This is a genomic window from Leeuwenhoekiella sp. A2 (genome assembly GCF_047946655.1).
Classification (GTDB): Bacteria; Bacteroidota; Bacteroidia; order Flavobacteriales; family Flavobacteriaceae; genus Leeuwenhoekiella.
The window spans coordinates 570,215-588,026 of the sequence record NZ_CP172311.1 but is presented as its reverse complement, the minus strand read 5'-3'; the positions used below and the strand labels follow the sequence as shown (position 1 = coordinate 588,026).

The 17,812-nt window shown below is 37.2% G+C and carries 10 protein-coding genes; 3 read left to right on the top strand and 7 right to left on the bottom strand.

All coding sequences use genetic code 11. The features are described from left to right. The first annotated feature begins 231 nt into the window (after window positions 1-231). Window positions 232-1,116 (top strand): hypothetical protein, encoded by an 885-nt coding sequence (locus ACH3PA_RS02530; RefSeq protein ID WP_416440792.1) that lies wholly within the window; start codon window positions 232-234, stop codon window positions 1,114-1,116. Between the two features lie 182 nt (window positions 1,117-1,298). On the opposite strand, the gene ACH3PA_RS02525 is transcribed toward ACH3PA_RS02530, so the two are convergent. The 3 genes from ACH3PA_RS02525 to ACH3PA_RS02515 all read right to left on the bottom strand — a co-directional run bounded on the left by ACH3PA_RS02525 (window position 1,299) and on the right by ACH3PA_RS02515 (window position 4,510). Then, on the bottom strand, window positions 1,299-2,084 hold the full coding sequence (locus ACH3PA_RS02525) for a membrane metalloprotease (protein ID WP_416440794.1): 786 nt from the start codon (window positions 2,082-2,084) through the stop codon (window positions 1,299-1,301). A gap of 120 nt (window positions 2,085-2,204) precedes the next feature. Continuing rightward, window positions 2,205-2,948 carry a class I SAM-dependent methyltransferase gene (locus tag ACH3PA_RS02520; RefSeq protein WP_416440796.1) on the bottom strand — a complete coding sequence of 248 codons (744 nt, stop codon included), beginning with the start codon at window positions 2,946-2,948 and terminating at the stop codon, window positions 2,205-2,207. A gap of 20 nt (window positions 2,949-2,968) precedes the next feature. Next, complete coding sequence (locus ACH3PA_RS02515) at window positions 2,969-4,510, bottom strand: glycogen synthase (RefSeq protein ID WP_416440798.1); 1,542 nt, start codon at window positions 4,508-4,510, stop codon at window positions 2,969-2,971. 466 nt (window positions 4,511-4,976) lie between these two features. On the opposite strand from ACH3PA_RS02515, the gene ACH3PA_RS02510 reads away from it, so the two are divergent. Next, window positions 4,977-6,815, top strand: coding sequence for a metallophosphoesterase family protein (locus ACH3PA_RS02510; RefSeq protein WP_416440800.1), 1,839 nt, complete (start codon window positions 4,977-4,979; stop codon window positions 6,813-6,815). On the opposite strand, the gene ACH3PA_RS02505 is transcribed toward ACH3PA_RS02510, so the two are convergent. From ACH3PA_RS02505 to ACH3PA_RS02495, 3 genes are all read right to left on the bottom strand, one after another. Next, window positions 6,816-8,582, bottom strand: coding sequence for an alkaline phosphatase (locus tag ACH3PA_RS02505; RefSeq protein ID WP_416448411.1), 1,767 nt, complete (start codon window positions 8,580-8,582; stop codon window positions 6,816-6,818). A gap of 88 nt (window positions 8,583-8,670) precedes the next feature. Beyond that, a complete protein-coding gene (locus tag ACH3PA_RS02500; protein WP_416440804.1) occupies window positions 8,671-10,434 on the bottom strand; it encodes a RagB/SusD family nutrient uptake outer membrane protein in 1,764 nt (587 codons plus the stop codon). 3 nt (window positions 10,435-10,437) lie between these two features. After that, window positions 10,438-13,488 carry a SusC/RagA family TonB-linked outer membrane protein gene (locus ACH3PA_RS02495; RefSeq protein ID WP_416448410.1) on the bottom strand — a complete coding sequence of 1,017 codons (3,051 nt, stop codon included), beginning with the start codon at window positions 13,486-13,488 and terminating at the stop codon, window positions 10,438-10,440. A 432-nt stretch (window positions 13,489-13,920) separates the two neighbouring features. On the opposite strand from ACH3PA_RS02495, the gene ACH3PA_RS02490 reads away from it, so the two are divergent. Next, window positions 13,921-15,009 (top strand): phosphatidylinositol-specific phospholipase C1-like protein, encoded by a 1,089-nt coding sequence (locus ACH3PA_RS02490; protein WP_416440808.1) that lies wholly within the window; start codon window positions 13,921-13,923, stop codon window positions 15,007-15,009. Window positions 15,010-15,107: 98 nt separating this feature from the next. Here the strand turns inward: ACH3PA_RS02490 and uvrA are convergent, their stop codons facing one another. Continuing rightward, window positions 15,108-17,660 carry an excinuclease ABC subunit UvrA gene (uvrA, locus tag ACH3PA_RS02485; protein WP_416440810.1) on the bottom strand — a complete coding sequence of 851 codons (2,553 nt, stop codon included), beginning with the start codon at window positions 17,658-17,660 and terminating at the stop codon, window positions 15,108-15,110. Window positions 17,661-17,812 lie beyond the last annotated feature (152 nt).

The following is a 17,812-nucleotide window of genomic DNA, read 5'->3' as shown; positions in this document are numbered from 1 at the left end:
ATAAAATTGGTTTTAAAGATAAATTTATATGTTATCTACCTGAATATCAATTTATACGTGCATAATATTAGATTTTATAAAAACCAGAAATAAGTTTTATACCTTTGTTAAGATGTTACGTTAAATGTTAGCTAATTTTTTTGGCAAGCAAGATTATATATACACTTTTAACAGTGTTAATGCGTTAAGCAGGTAAGGCGTAAAAGTCCACACTAATCAAATTATTTATTTATGGAAAATGAGAATAAAAATTCTGGTATTAAGATAATAACGGGGATACTTGCTGTGCTCCTTATTGTTGCCGGAGCCTTTGCCATTAAATTGTACAACAAAGAGAAAAATACAAAGGCAGAACTAACAAAAGAAAAACAAATCGTATTAGATGATCTTAAACAGATGGTTAGTAAGTACGATGCAGTAATTGAAGAAAACAACCTAAAAGACACAGACCTTAATCAAGCGAGAGACAGAATACAAACATTGATTGACAGCGTACAAACAATGGAAGCAGATATTTCTGTTCTGCGTCGTTACAGAGATGAGGTTTATAAACTGAAGAAAGAACGTGAATATCTTTTTGCTCAGAATGACTCTTTAAAAGGTATGAATAAAATGCTCGCTATGCGCGTAGACAGTACAACATACGAGCTTGAAGTAGAGCAAATGCGCCGTGATTCTATAAGCTCTATTAAAGATCGCCTTGCAGAGAAAGTTGCTTTGGGCTCTAGTCTTACAGCAAGCAAATTAACTGGTACAGGAGTTATAGTACGCAATTCTGGTAAACTGGTAGAGAACGACCGGGCGAGACGTGTAGACAGAATACGCGCATGCTACACGGTACCACAAAACCGAATTGCAGAGCCTGGTGATAAAGAATTGTATGTGCAGGTGCTAGACCCGCAAAACAATATTTTAGGTGAAAATAAAACAGTGGCAATTGATAGCGTTACAAACGTAACATACAGCGCGCTGTCTAAATTTTATTACGAAAATACTGCTCTTGATATCTGCGAGAATATTGCAGCAAAAGGAGATGGTTTTGAAAAAGGAGTTTACAAGATCAATGTATTTGACGGTGGTCAGGTTATAGCTCAAACAACTTTAGTACTCGACTAAAAATATTAAGACTTATTTTATGTAGGTTGAATTTCCGCTATTATACTTTGGTATGATAGCGGATTTTTTGTTTGTTATCTTACTAAAAATCGGTTAAAAAGAGGTCAAAATCGCTCAATTCTGGCCAAAAAATAACCTCATTTTAATTTAAAATGAGGTTATTTTTTTATGATATTGGAATATTATTTACCGCCGTTTGCGCGTAGATCTGCTAAACAAAACTCATCAAATTGAGGCAGCGAACTAAGACCGGTCATGCTAAAAACATCATTTACAGTTTGATAATACATAAGGCAATTATCGTTAGTGCAGTGACTGTTATTTTCATTATCCTCATGATCCTGTTGCATTTCTGAACCTACGTTCACAAGGCCAAACAAATGCCCGAATTCATGCATTATCGTAGCGCTTTCTATTAACGACTGGTTTGAACCATTTACAGAGCTACTGTAATCGCGAATCGTCTTTTCAAAAATCACACAAGAAGTATTGCGGTAAGCCGTACCTAAAACAACACTGTTACCTTCATCTTTTTCTGAATTATTATCTGCAAAAAATACCCACACTGCAAGTTCATCACCTGCATTATATTCTGTACGGTTATCATTTTCTATGGTGACAACTTCATCTGTACTTAGTGTACCTTGAGTAGTAGCAGGCACAACAGTTTCTTTAATGCTAATGCCGTCTGGTTTGTGTATTCTGTCTTCAAAGAATTGTACGAGATTATTTATAGTTGTCTGCGTTGGGCGAAAACCCTCAACATATCCTATTTCAAGCTGGAGACTTGTAAAATCATCTGCAGAAAGAAAATCGTGTGCAGACTCACCAAGAGCTTGTTTATTTTCGGCAGTTGAGTTACTGCCACCTTCAACAACATCAGAATCACTATCGCTTGAACAGGAAGTAATTAAAAGTGCAATAAAACATACAATTACAAATTTGGGGGTACTCAGTTTTTTTAACATAAGGTGTATTTTGGCTAAAAGTATGTAAATCCTGCCATCTAGCTTAAAATTGAAATATGCTTTAACGTTGGTTTTAACAGAAAAACACACTGATTAGAGCCAGTTTTTAAAGCTTCAAAGTTAATTTTTAGTAGCTTCTTTTCGTAAAGTAAGCTTTGCTAAATAATCAAAATGCTCACCTTCTGCTATAATTTCACAATTAAATCCTGCTTTTTTAGCCGCTTTATTCAATGTTTCTGAATCAAGATACAACCAGTTAAATGTTGCAGATTGTTCTCCTTTATAACTTAAACTAAAAGTTACCTCACCATAATAATCGCGAGCCGCATCTCGCCAGTAACTACCGTCTTCTTCTTCAAACATATATGAAATGTCTGATGAGTCTAAAAAAATCTGCCCATCATCCTGAAGTAAGGTTTTTAAATGTTCCAGATAAAGAGGGAATTTTTTAATGCTTTCAAAAATTCCGCTGCCGTTCATAAGAAGTAAAATCGTGTCAAATTTATCGGCATTTTGAGCAGTAAAATCGAGCAAATTGGTATTAAAAACGCGCGATATTCCGCGCTTTTTACAAATTTCTGTAGCTCCTTGTGATGTATCAATCGCTGTAACGGCCAGCCCTTTCTCTTTAAGATAAAGTGCATGACTGCCGGCACCGCAACCTACATCAAGCGTGCTGCCTGTAGCGAGGTTTAATGCTGTTTGCTCAAGCTGTGGCATTTCTTGAAAATCGCGGAATAAATAAGGAACAGGAATCTCATCATCTTCTGCAATAGAAGAGTGTACGATTATGTCTTCGCTATAGTTATTTTCGTAAAAATCAATTATGGCTTTGCCAAAAATATCTGTGTTTGGGGTTTGCATTCTATTTATAAGTGTGCTTGTTATTGTGGGAGTTCATAAAGGTCTTTATAATACTCATCAAGAGAAGCCTTCCAGGTAAATCGTTTCGCTTTAGCGTTCTTTTGTATCTCTTTCCATTTACTTTTCTGGTTATTAAAAATGTCAAGAATAGTATCAAAACCTGCTACCATATTGGCTATTTTATCATCATAAGTTTCTCCATCAAAAGAGAAACCGGTAACCATATTTTCTACAGTATCTTTTAAACCGCCGGTATTATGTACAAAACAAGGATTGCCGTTACGCATGGCAAGCATCTGGCTTATACCGCATGGTTCAAAAAGGCTGGGCATAAAATAGAGATCAGTTTCTAAGTAAAGAGAATCTATAACATCTTCAGACTGTGCGTTTATAAAAATGAAATTTCGGTATTCATAACTAATTTTTCGCAAAAGCTCTTCATATTCCGGGGCACCGGTTCCAAGCAACATATAAATTCCATTTACAGATTCCAGCTTTTTTAAAATTTCAATCAGCGCTTCAGGCGATCTTTTGAAAAAGTAAAATTTCTGCTCTGTTAAACGCGCAACGCTTGAACAAATAAACCGGGGTTTGTTTTCGAAATAAGGCATTAACTGTTCACCGGTGTGAGCAAGGAAATCTGATTTGTATTTCTTTGATTCCTGCTGAAGCCATTTAAATATCGCCAAAATGATATTAGGAAATAATCTTCCTTTTTCTGCGCTTCTTATATTGGCATAATTAGCACCATTAAGAATACCAAACAATCTGCCTTCATTGTTTGCCGCCTGCAAATCTTTTTCCAGCCCTTCACCACCTATAAATTCTGGCGGTTTGCTGGGTTGCTGTATGTCATCTTTGTACGATTGGGAAACGGTATGCACAGCGTCTGCAAGGCGTATACCCACAGCCATAAGATTAATGCAATCAGGATATCTGTCATCCTTAAGCTTCTCATAATCATAATTCATGTGTGGAAACCAACTCTTTACTGAAGAATAATTACCATCAAGAGGGCGTATTCCCTGAATGGCCAGATTATGAATGCTATAAACGTATCTTATATTTTTTAAGATCAATAGATTAGGATCGTATTCCTTTATAAATAGAAGAGCACTGGTGTGCCAGTCATGCAAATGCACAATATCTAATTGGCCAAAAACTCCCTGAAGCATCGCTTGTGAAACGGCTTTACAGAAAACGAAAAATTTAATGGCATCTGTGTAAAACGGCTCCAGCCGGTCATTGTGATAAATGTGCGCAATATCGCCACTTTGTATTTCGGGATGGTGAATTACATAATGCGTTATATTTTCAAACTCTTTTTTAGGTTGTACCTCATAGATCTCTGCGCGGTAATCCTCATCTCTCAATTTAAAGAAAAGATTAGCCACAAATTTTGCATTTTTATGTAGTCTGGAATAAGCCGGAACAACTACATGAACGCGGTCACCTCTTTCTGAAATTTGCCTGGGTACATCTCTCACCACATCGCCCATACCGCCGGCTTTACATTCTGGAATAGCATCATTTTCTGAAGCAACAAAAAGGAAATTAAGCATGTAGCAAAAAATTAATGTTTTAGGTTATTTAAGATAATAATTTGAGGGAGGTTTTTGTATGTATTTAAATCAATATTTTGTTAAGTAAAGGCTAAACTTCACTGGTTTTATAATATGACGCATCGATTTTTGTCAATTTTAGGCGATTTTTAATATAATTCTGCCGATTTTCTAATGAGAAAAATATCAGCAAAATTATCTCTAGCACGAAGTAAATATAAGTTTGTTATTAAAACTATTACGGCAAAAATCTAAGATAGTTCTGCTTAATTTTAGAATCATTTAGGCTAACCAAGAGACAGATTTGGGTATCCATTCTAATAGTTTATTTCTGTAATAAAAATGTTGAGATCGAGATGCCCCGCTAGAAATGTTTTAGCCTAAAGGCGAAAAAGCAGCCGGTTACTTAACAAAGAGGTAATGGTAAATAAAATTATAGATTGTAAACTAGCCTAAAATTTTACCAATGTTAAAACAATTTTTCTTTCTTATAATTCTGTTATTTCCGCTAGTCACTAAAGCTCAGGAAAAATCTACGCAGATCGCGTTTGTTGCAGATATTCATTTGCTGGATATCTATGCAGATTATGCAAATTTTGATGGTGTTCCTGTTCCCGGCACAAACAAAAAAGCTAAAATAAGAACGATGAATGCGCAATTGCATTCAACCAGGCTTTTTAATGAGAACTATTTTGCCTTGCGCGCAGTGCTTGATGACATTGCTAAACGGGGTATAAAACTGGTGGCATTGCCCGGTGATTATACTGATGATGGCCAGCCTTTAAATCTTAAAGGGCTTTCAAAAATTTTAAAAGAATATCAGGAAAAGTACAGTATTTCATTTTTCATTACCACAGGAAATCATGATCCTGTTCAGCCTTTTAATATCGCGGGAGGTAAAAACGATTTTTTAGGTGCAAATGGCAAAAATCAGCCAATTTATAGCAAAATCGGGCTGTACACGCCAAAATCGGGTGAAAATGATGTAATAATAGAAAGTGCACTTGAGCATGCAGGCTATGAAACAATTCTAAAAACATTGAGCCATTTTGGTTTTAATCCGCAGGCATCTTATCTGTATTGGGAAACTCCATTTTCTAAATATAATTATGAGAACTATTCCTTTAAAAAAGCCAGGAAAGCGGGGAGACTAAAAAACCGGATGTACCAGTTAAATGATACGCTTAAAATCCCCGATGCTTCTTATCTGGTAGAACCTGTTGATGGTGTCTGGCTTCTCGCAATTGATGGTAATACGTACATTCCTCAACAAAATGGAGGTTTAAGCGGCGCCGGAAAAGGGTATAATAACGCGATTGATTATAAAAAGCATCTGTTTAGCTGGATTAAAAATGTGGCGCTTAAAGCGAAAAAATACAACAAACAACTAATAGCCTTTAGTCATTACCCAGCAATTGATTTTAATGAAGATGCTTCTTCAGAATTAAAAGATTTGTTAGGCGAAAACAAATGGCAATTAGAGCGAGTTCCTGAAGAGCGTATTGCCAAAACCCTTGCGCATGCCGGAGTGAAAATTCATTTTGCCGGCCACATGCACATTAATGATACGGGGAAAAGAGACTACGGTGAAGGCTTTTTTTTAGTCAATATCCAGACGCCTTCTTTGGCCGCCTATATTCCCGGTTACAAACTTTTAACTTTAGTTGAAGGCACTGCAGAAGTTGAGACTGTTACAATTGATGAAGTCCCAAATTTTAAGCAGTTGTTTCCACTTTATGAGCAAGAATATAAATATTTAGAAAGCGTGGGGAAACCTGTTTGGAACCATGAAATTCTAGATTCCAAAAATTACCATGATTTCGCCGAAAGGCATCTTGAGAGTTTGATCAAACTGCGCTTTATACCAAATGACTGGCCTGAAGATTTTTATGTATTTCTGTCTAATCTTAACGGAAAAGATCTCCTTTTCTTAGCAAATTATAAAGATGATTTAAGTCCGGAACAATTTCTAAAAGATAAGAAAGCAATTTCAGGCGTTAAAGGGGAAACTTCAGGTGATTTAAATGCATACGCGAAATGGAATGCAGACCAAATGATAACCGATTTTTACAAGGTGAGAAATGCAGACAAACTCGCTTTTCGGGATATTCCTTCGCAACGCTTAACGCAATATGCTCAAATAATTGATGCATTTTTAAAGAATACTACTTATCAAAAAACATCTAATAAAAATGCTCAAAAACTCTATTTGTTTATGAGCATTTTCAACAAATTCTTAAATGGTTTACCTGCAGATCATTTAAAAATCGACCTAAAAACGGGTAAAATCGACGATTTAGACTAATTATCGGGTTATTTCTAGAGCTTTTAAAATACGATCAAAAATTGCTGTGTTCTCAAAGATTCCTGTAAAATTATGAGCTTGCGGGCCATAAGAAAATACAGGAACCATACTCGCGGTATGATCATTAGATAAAAAACCACCTTCTACTGTGCCATCTTTAAGGTTGCCTTGCATGATACCAAATCCTGATGTCTCATGGTCTGCTGTAATTACCACCAGCGTGTTTTTGTTTTTATCTGCAGTCTTCAAAACTTCGGCAATAGCCTTATCAAAATCAAGCATTTCATTGATAATTCCACCTGTATTATTTGCGTGGCCGTTAGAGTCAATCTTAGCACCTTCAATCATTAAAAAGTAGGGTTTATCCTGATCTTCTAATGCATGAAGCACTTTTTTTATATCCTTTGTAAACTCATTTTCTGATCTTGATTTGTCTGGAGAAAGGTACACCGCTGTGCGCTGATCAAAATTTTCAAATTGAGTAATTTCTTTCTGCACAAAAGCTCCTTTAATCTTCTCAAAATCGTCAGTTCCTTCAGAAATAAAGAAGTCTATTGTACTGTTGTTGAGATCCTGTAAAATTTCATCCCTGTTATCGCGCTCTATTTGATGTGCAAAAAAAGAAGAAGGCGTAGCTCCTGTAATTTTATCTGTCGTGATAATGCCATTTATGAATCCGTTTGCTGAGAGGATTTCAGTAAGATCTTTTAGATTTTTGCCATTGGGAGCGGTTCCTATAGCGCGGTTATTGGTTTTTGTTCCAGTAGCTATTGCTGTGGCGCCGGCAGCAGAATCTGTGACCAGATCATCAAAAGAGGAAGTTTTTATCAGGCCATTTTCCTGAAGTTGGGTAAGCGTTAATTCACCTCTGTTAGCAATTAGCGCAGCAGAAATTTGGCTTAAGCCATTACCATCGCCTATCATTAAAATAACATTTTTAGGCTTGCTGTTTGTGTCATAATCAAATTGAGGTTTGTAAACAGAAATTGGATCATCTAAAGTGAAAGTTCTGTTATCCAGATCTTTTAAGAACGCTGAGGCGAGAGCGGGATCGTCTGTGTTTATAAAATCGACTCCCTGGTTTGCAAACCTGCTCCATGCAGTTTTTGTATCGGGCGCTCCCCAAAACCGAAAGGGCTTCCCTGTGCTATGCGCTTTTTTAATTACAGATTTGACTTTTTCCAGATCTGTCTCAGTTAATCTTCCTAAACCATTCCAATGTGAATAAGAGCCAAAACTTTTACTGATCATAGCGACTTTTTCCAGATCGATCTTGTCTAAATCATCTAAACTTTGATGGTCAAATTGAATAAATTCAGGGTACTTTATGTAATCCTCAGGTGCCGGTCTGTTTCCTGAAATTACTATGCGAAGCTTTTTATTTGCAGTTAACTCCGGATTTTCTTGTACAGCTTCGATAATGCTTTGCAGGGTAGAATAAGCTTCAGATTTAATATCAACTAGTAATTGTAGTTCACGAAGTTCATTGTTTTTTATGAGCTGTGAAATGGGGTCTAAATAGAGGTTTTTCAGCGTCTGGTTATCGTTAATTTCTTGTTCTGCGTGTGTGACATATAGTTTTTCATCTTTTAAAAATACATCTGCCTCTATAGAGTTTGCACCGTGTATATAGGCTTCCCAAAACGGAAACTCTTTCTCGTAATCGTTATGAGCATGCAGTTTGTATTTATTCTGGGCAATGCCAGCCATTGATACTAACAGCAAAAGCATTCCTAATATTTGTATGCTTAGTTTTTTATTCATCATTCTTCAGATGTTTCGATTTTAAATTAAAAAGAAAAAAGGAGTGAATTTAGAAATCACTCCTTTAATTTATTTAGTTTCTGTTCTTAGTTTAATAACCTTGATTTTGACTAATCTCTGCGGTTACATCTATAGTTTCCTGAGGTATCGCATACACTCTCAAATAAGGCTGGGTCACAGCTTTTGCAGTATAAGCGCTGTCGTAGGTGCCAAAACGAATCATTTCTTTACGACGGTTCATTTCCCAATACATTTCAAAACCTATTTCATTATACAGTGTTTCTTCATCGATAGATGCGATAGGTTTCCCGGGAGCATTATCAAACAAAGCTTCACGTGTTCTGCTTGTGCGTAAAAGGTTGATATCTGTTAAAGCACTACCAGTTTGTCCTTTTCTAAAATAGGCTTCTGCTCTCATGCAGTAAATGCCTCCTAATCTGTATAAAGGTATGTCAACTGCGCTGCTTCCGTTTCCGTATTCGGGATCAAATTCCCATTTAAAATTACGCACACCTCGGTTTATTTGATCCTGAGAGAAAACCGCTTGTTGTGGATTATCTAAATCCAATTCTGGAGTAAAGTCCATAGGAACGGTTGTGTTTTTTTCCATATACAGCTTGCTAATGGCGATTCTGCCATCTGTGGACATTTCAAATCCACCTTTACCGTCAAGGGTTGGGCCGTATTGTTGACCGGCTAATAAACCTCTGTTAAAGTGAAACCAAGGCAAGCCGGTGTCTGGTCTTACATCTTCTGCAGGTACGCTGCCAGTAGTGCCATCATTCATAAACCAGGTCCCGTCTGAATAATCATAGTAGCGGTGAAAACGAGGATCATCATGATTACCATCCCAGGTGTAATAAAACTCAGGTTCTACGCTAGAAGCGTTTGTACCTCTGTTATCTGGTGTAGGCTTTTGAGCACGCCCCATAGGCATATATGCAAAGTCATTATCACTTCTGCGTATATTATCATTTTGCTGTGTGACTGCAAATATACTTTCTGAACCTTCAGCATTATCAATGGCAAAATTGTCAAAATAATTACTCTCCAGGCTAAAATTTCCATCAATCAACAAAGAAGTATAATGAATGACTTTATCCATATCATCGCCACTGTTGTCGACAGCTGTTTCTGTAAAATCAAAACTTGAAGAAGCATTGTAGCGATCTTTAAATACAGCTCTGTTTAAATACATATCTGCCAGTAGGGCATAAGCTGCTTGTCTGGTAAAACGACCATTAAAGGTGCGTTGCTGCCCAAGATCTGCAAGTTGAGGGATTATTGATTCAACTTCTGTAATTAAATTATCGATCTCTGTATCTGCCTGCAGAATCTCTAACGAAGCATCTTCAGAAAATGGATCTCTATATGGTGCCTGATTAAATAAGTCTAGAGTTGTGTAAACATAGAAAGCTAATAATCCTCTGGCTTCTGCCAAAAATAACTCATGATTTTCATAATCTGGACTGGCTTGTAAAGATTCTATAGCCGTTAGAGATTTAGTAATTCCGCTGTTTAGGGCATTCCATGTTGAAGCCACTGCAGCGTTGTTAGTACCCCAGGTAAATTCAGTTAAAGCGCGCCATTTACCACCATCTCCCCAGTCACTACCGCGCGTAGGGAGCATGCACTCATCTGTAGGATATTCCTGCAGGCCAAATACATTGCCATGATCTGTAAACGTTCCTTCTGCAAGTTGCCCGTAAGCTGCAGCCATAGCACTTTCTGGATTAGAGCTTTGCCCCCCAATCACTTCGTCTATAACTTCCTCTTCCAGATCTGTACAACTAAAGAGTGTAATGCTAAAAAGAGAGACGAATAATATTTTAGATTTTATATTAGAAATTTTCATTTATTATAATTTAAGAGTTGCACCAATCATATATGATCTTGAACACGGATAGGTGGTATAATCTATACCTATAGATTGATTTCCTCCTGATGAACGCGGACTGTTAATCAAAGGATCATATCCTGAATAGTTGGTGATAGTAAATAAATTTTGAGCACTTAGGTAAAGATTTACCCCTTGCAGCCAGTTTAAATTTTCCACATTAAAACTGTATCCTAATCTGGCATTGTTTAAACGAAGAAAATCTGATTTCTCCATATATAATGTAGAAAGCTGCGGAGTATTTTGTGTGTTAGCGCCCGCTTCATAAAACTCTGCTAAGACATTTCGGTCTGAAGCTAAATTGTTGATGTTTAATGCGAGGTTGGTATTGTTGACCAAATAACCACCGGTCTGGCCAATAAAGGCCAATCCCAGATCCCATCGCTTATAAGTGAGATTTGTGTTGATGCCAAAAGTGAAATTAGGTAAAGCACCTTCAAATATTTGGCGGTCATTACTGTTAATCACTCCATCGTCATTAAAGTCTTCAAAAATGTCAATACCATCTGCGTCAAAACCTAAATGCTTCAACATGTAAAAGGCACCGGCTTCATATCCACTCTTGTAAATGTTTGCGGCTACGCCAGATAATCCCGGGCCTGCAATGCTTCCGGAATACAATTCTGAAACCGGTAGATCTTTGATCTCATTGTTGAGAGTAGCACCGTTAACATCTAATGTTAATGAAAAATCACCAGTATTTACCAGTTGAGAACCAAGAGCAAATTCAAATCCTTTATTCACGATTTCACCGTCTATGTTTTTCCAGATAGTGGTGGTAGGGCTTAATGGTTCTGAAGGAATATTTAAAATGGCATCAGTTGTGGTTTTATTATAATAATCTAATGAACCGTATAATTTATTATCCCATAAACTAAAGTCTAACCCCAGATCAAATTGAGTTACAACTTCCCATTTTAAATCTGGGTTTGCAGTTCTGTTTACGACAATACCATTTATCAAATTAAAGTCGTCATATAAATAATAACCACCGGGAGCAGATTGAGAATAACTAGCCTGAGTGATCTTATTCTGCACTTCCTGATTACCTGTTTGCCCCCAGCTTGCTCTTAATTTTAACTGACTTATTTCTTCAATATTTTGAAGGAAATTTTCTTTATCTAAAGACCAGCCCAATGCAAATGATGGGAAGTAGCCGTATTTATTGTTTTCGCCAAAGCGAGTCGATCCATCTGCGCGTATTGAAGCAGTGACTAAGTATGTATCTGCAAGATTGTAATTAACCCTCCCAAAGTAAGACTGTAATTCATTCTCCTGAGCGTACCCACTAACTACTGATTGTTCTCCCGAATATCCCGGATTGTATTCCGGAGCTACACCGCTGCCCATATCAGCAATGTTTGATATTGAAAAATTAGTGCCAGAGAAGTTGAATTTTTGATAAGAAAAACCACCTAGCACTTCAAATTTGCTTTGATCGAACCCGAATTTATAGGTTAAATAATGTTCCATCAAAGAGCTTTGAGAATCTAGATTATTCTGCACATAAGCCCCGTCAGGAGTACGGTCTGTGACATTAGGATAAATGGTAGAATTTCTTTCAGAACTAGAGCGATCTATCCCTAAATTGAATTTGTACTCTAACCCGTCAATAATTCTTAAAGTAGCTTCAATATTACCTAGTACACGTAGTGTTTCTGTTTTATCATCATAAATATGCAGTAAATACAATGGGTTGTAATGTGCATTCATGTTGAAATTAGTGTACTCACCATTCTCATCAAAAACAGAACGAGTGGGGTTTGCCATTAAGGCATGAATAATAAGCTGCCCATCAGACCCGGCATCTGCGCCGTTAGGAACACCATTTTCATTGATCTGGCTGGCGGTTAAATTCATTTTCACCCTTAATCGCTTATTGTCAAAAAAGGACTCTTCGGCATTTAAACGGGCTGTAGTTCTTTCAAACCCGCTTGTTTCTACAATACCTTCCTGATTCATATAAGATAAAGAAGCATAGTAGTTCCCACTTTCGGTCTTTTTCGCAAAAGAAAAATTATGATTGTGCGTGATCGCATCGCGGTACAATTCATCCTGCCAGTCAGTATTGCCACCATGATCGTAAGAAGGATCTGTTATGGCATCGCGATATTCGCTTGCAGATAAAACATCAATTTTGTTGATGACCTGCGCTACACTTAAATAGGAATCTACTGTAATAGTGGCGTCACCCTTTTTACCTTGTTTAGTAGTAATAATAACAACCCCGTTAGAACCACGTGCTCCATAAATAGCGGCGGCAGAGGCATCTTTAAGAACAGTAATAGACTCAATATCTGATGTGTTTAAGAAATTTAAAGGGTTTTTTGCTGTAGAATTTCCTAAGCCAAAATCTGGGCTTCCTGCACTCACGTTCTCATTACTTAGCGGAACTCCATCAACCACAAATAGTGGAGTACTACCACTACGAATAGACCCGATACCACGAATGGAAACATCTACTCCTGCGCCTGGTTCACCACTGGATTGAACAACACGAACACCGGCAACCTTACCCTGAAGCAGATTGTCTGGAGAAACATTTACGCCTTTTTTAAAGTCATCTGCAGATAACTGACTTACCGCACCGGTAAGGTCTTTTTTAGTCTGGGTACCATATCCTACAACTACTACTTCATCTAATTGAGAAGTGGCTGTTTCTAATTGAATATTTAATGTAGTTTGTCCTGATAAAGCGACCTCGTAGTTTTGAAAACCTACAAAAGAAACTTCCAGAACATCGCCTGTATTTGCTTCTATAGAGAAATTCCCGTCAAAATCTGTTGTTACTCCTGCATTACTCCCTATTACCCTAACAGTAGCTCCAGGCAGCGGAACTCCTTTGTCATCTGTTATTGTACCGGTAATGGTTTGTTGTAGGGAATTGAGGGTTGCGTTATTATAAATTTCAGACTCGGTAAAGGTTGTCGCCTGGCCCAGTTGTGAAAAGAATAAAACCGAAAGACCAAAAAGGATTTCTTTCGATTTTAAATGTGTAATTTTAAAATACATGTATTTAAGTAATTGGTTAACATTGCTTAATTATAATGCCGTAGTTGTTGGTAGCAGCTACGGTTTTTTTTCGCGAAAGCCTATTGCGTGACTCAAGCTTTTTCTGGAGATTTTTACTTGTTTTTGGCTGGTTTTATGTCATTTTAAGGGGTTTTTATTAATTATTTTTCGGGTTTTTAGAGTACCTCTAAATAAATGAATCTGTATTTCTTTCTCTTTTTTTAGAATTTATCATAGGGTTAATTAAAATCTGTTTTCTTCATTTTTCATAACCTTTATAAAAGCTTCAACTAATTTTTGGTTAACATAAACCCGCTTACGAAAAGGTTGTAAATAGTTATAATAAGTAGTTCGTGTTTACATACCTTATTCTTCATTTTACTCTTAGTTAACACAGTCACTCTACTTTTACAGTTGTCTATAAACCTTCTTATGAAAAGATATTTTCTTATTGTTTTAGTTCTTGTCACATACTGTTCTCCTTTCTTATCCTATGGTCAGGAAGAAAAGGATGAGGTATCACAAATCAGAAGAATAAACCAGTTGCAGGTTATTGGGTCACACAACAGTTACAAAAAAGCGATAGCGCCACAACTTTTTAAGTTTTTAGAAAAAAAGGACACAACTGGTGGCATTTACAGTTTGCAGTACGAGCATATTCCTATTATTGATCAATTAAATATGGGTTTGCGCAATCTTGAACTCGATGCATATGCTGACGAGAAAGGAGGGCGCTTTGCAAAACCGAAAGGTTTAGAATGGGTTAGAGAACAACCTGTGTATGACCCAGAGGGCAAAATGAATCTCTCTGGTTTTAAAATGCTGCACGTTCTTGATATTGACTTTAGAAGTGATTATTATCTTTTAGCAGAGTGTTTAGCTGATCTTAGAAAATGGTCTGATGCTCATTCAAATCATGAGACAATTTTTATAACCTTAGAACCTAAGGATGGAGATAGTAATGGTTTTGGAACAACGCCTGAGCCTTTTACAAATGAAATTTTTACAGCACTTGATTCAACCTTATTGCGAAACTTAGGGCGTGATCATATTATAATTCCGGAAGATGTGAAAGGTGATTATTCTACTTTAGAAGAAGCTGTACTCCACAATAACTGGCCAACTTTAAAACAGGGGCAAGGCAAATTTCTTTTTATTTTAGATGCCAAAGGTGAAAAGAGGTATATCTATTCTGAAGGACATCCCTCATTAAACGGAAGAGTGATGTTTATCAATGCAGAAGCAGGCAGTCCCGAAGCTGCCGCTATGATTATAAATGATCCTGAAAATAAAAATATTCCTGAATTAGTAAATAAAGGATATATCATAAGAACCCGCGCTGATGCCAATACTACGGAAGCAAGAAATAATGATTATTCAAATTTTAAAGCTGCTAAAAGTTCAGGGGCACAAATCATTACCACAGACTATTATTTACCCAGTAAACTATTTAAATCTTCATATCATATCAGTTTTGATGACGGTGGTTTTGTAAGAGAGAATCCTTTAAATGGGAAATGATATGGAAATTGCAGACCTTAAGCTAGGAAATTCACAGAAAAATAAAACCCATAATCTTCATTACGGGTTTTTAAATCTAATTTAAATCATCCTTTTATTCAAGCAATAAGTGCAGGGTGACCATTTAATTTTCTGGCTAAATAATGTGCTGTCTTACTTTGTTTGTTCTTTGCCACTTCTTCGGGCGTACCTGTTGCTACCACTTTTCCTCCTTCTTCTCCAGCTCCCGGTCCTATATCAATAACCCAATCACTACCGGCGATTATTTGCATATCATGTTCTACAACAATTACCGTATTTCCTGCATCAACTAATCTTTCCAATTGAAGCTGTAATTTCTCTACATCTGTAGGATGCAATCCTGTTGTAGGTTCATCTAAAATATATAACGTATTCCCTCGATTAGTACGCTGTAATTCTTTAGCAAGCTTTATACGCTGAGCTTCCCCACCAGAAAGTTCTGTGGCGGGCTGTCCCAGACGTAAATATCCTAAACCTACTTCTTTTAAAATTTCAAGTGTTCTAAGTACTCTGTCATCTCTTTCAAAAAAGTCAGTGGCTTGATTAACGGTCATATTTAGAACCTGAGCTATATTTTTATCCTGATAAGTTATTTCTAAGGTTTTATCATTGTAACGTGTACCACTGCATACAGGACAGGGGGCGTATACACTAGGAAGAAATAATAGCTCAACCATAACAAAGCCTTCTCCTTCACAGTTAGGACAACGTCCTTTACCTACATTAAATGAAAATCGGCCGGCATTATACTTGCGTTTTTTAGCCAATTCTGTAGAAGCAAATAATTTTCTTACTATATCAAACAAGCCTGTATATGTTGCCAAGTTAGAACGCGGTGTTCTACCAATAGGTTTCTGATTGACCACGACCATTCGTTTTATGTTTTCGCCGCCAGCAGTAATTTTACCGCCTATTGTTTCTACAACGTCCTGTTGCAAGTCATCATCTTCTTCGTCTTCTGCTGAATGTACTTTACCTAATTGCGCCGACATTAAATCTACCAAAACCTGACTTACCAAACTGCTTTTACCTGAACCTGAAATGCCAGTCACACTGGTTAATACACCTAAAGGAAAAGACACATCAAGATTTGTTAAATTATTTCGGGTAACTTCACTTAATTGCAACCATCCTAAAGGTTCCCGGTGCGCTGGCAATGTAAATGGGCGATCATCAAATAAATGTTCTCTGGTTTTAGATCTTGAAATATTCTTTAAGCCTTCTGGTATGCCACTATATAAGATCTCACCACCACCTTCACCTGCATCCGGACCAACATCTACCAGCCAATCTGCATTGCGAATTACGTCTAATTCATGCTCAACAATAAAAAGCGAATTCCCGCTGGCTTTTAATCTATCTAATGTTTTTAACAGAGCTTCTGTATCAGCTGGATGCAAGCCTGCAGAAGGCTCGTCTAAAACATACACTACACCAAAAAGATTACTACGCACCTGAGTGGCTAATCTTAAACGCTGATGCTCGCCAGGAGATAGGGTAGGTGTAGTACGCTCTAACGATAAGTAACCAAGTCCTAATTCTAACAAAATATCAACACGAGACACAAAATCTTCAGCAATGCGTTGTGCCACTAGAGCTTTCTCCTTATGATCGTTTTCTAATTTAATTAGCCCAGGTGCTGAGCCATCACTATATGGAAAGAAGATTGATCGTAATGTTTTTAGTGGCAGCCTGGAAATATCGGCAATATCATAACCCGCAAAAGTAACTGAAAGTGATTCGCGCTTTAACCGTTTGCCATGACAGACAGGACATTCACTGCTAAGCATGTATTGTGACACACGTTTTTTCATTAACGCACTCTGCGAATTTGCAAATGTGTGTAACACATATTTTTTAGCACCTGTGAACGTACCTTTATAACTGGGTTCAATTTTATTTTTGATAGCACTTTTTACTTCTTTTCGGTTAAAGTCCCGGTATACTGGTACCTGTGGTTGTTCATCAGTAAATAAGATCCAGTCACGGTCTTTTTGTGGAAGATCTTTCCATGGAATGTCAACATCATAACCCAAAGTTACCAGAATGTCACGAAGATTTTTTCCCTGCCAGGCTTTTGGCCATGCATCAATGGCTCGCTCCCTAATGGTTAAAGTATCATCAGGGACCATGCTTTTTTCTGTTACCTGGTATACCCTGCCAAGTCCGTGACATTCTGGACAGGCTCCATCTGCTGTATTGGTTGAAAATGAATCAGCATACAAAAGAGGTTGATTGGCTGGATAATCGCCCGCACGGGAATATAACATGCGTAACAAATTAGACAATGTAGTGACCGAACCTACAGAAGAGCGGTTAGTACCAGTACCGCGTTGCTGCTGTAAGGCCACAGCGGGTGGTAAACCTTCAATTTCATCTACTTCTGGTATTGGCATTTGATGGAAAAGGCGCCTAGCATAGGGCGAAACTGATTCTAGATATCGTCGCTGAGCTTCAGCGTATAAAGTGCCAAAAGCAAGTGAAGACTTTCCTGATCCTGATATCCCCGTAAATACAACCAATGCATCACGCGGAATTTCTAATGAGATATTTTTAAGATTGTTTTGTCGTGCTCCCTTTATAGTTACTAACCCTTTTTCTGTCTTCTCTTTGCTAAGCGTTTGTTTCATGACAGCGGATTGGTCAAAAAACATACCACTAATCAGCTAAGCGTATTTTTTTATTTTAGGAATTGAAGAATATTTATGTTTTTTCCTTATGAACTTACTTCATAATGGCACCATACAAGTTTTAAAAGGACAAACTTAAACTGAGTAAGTAG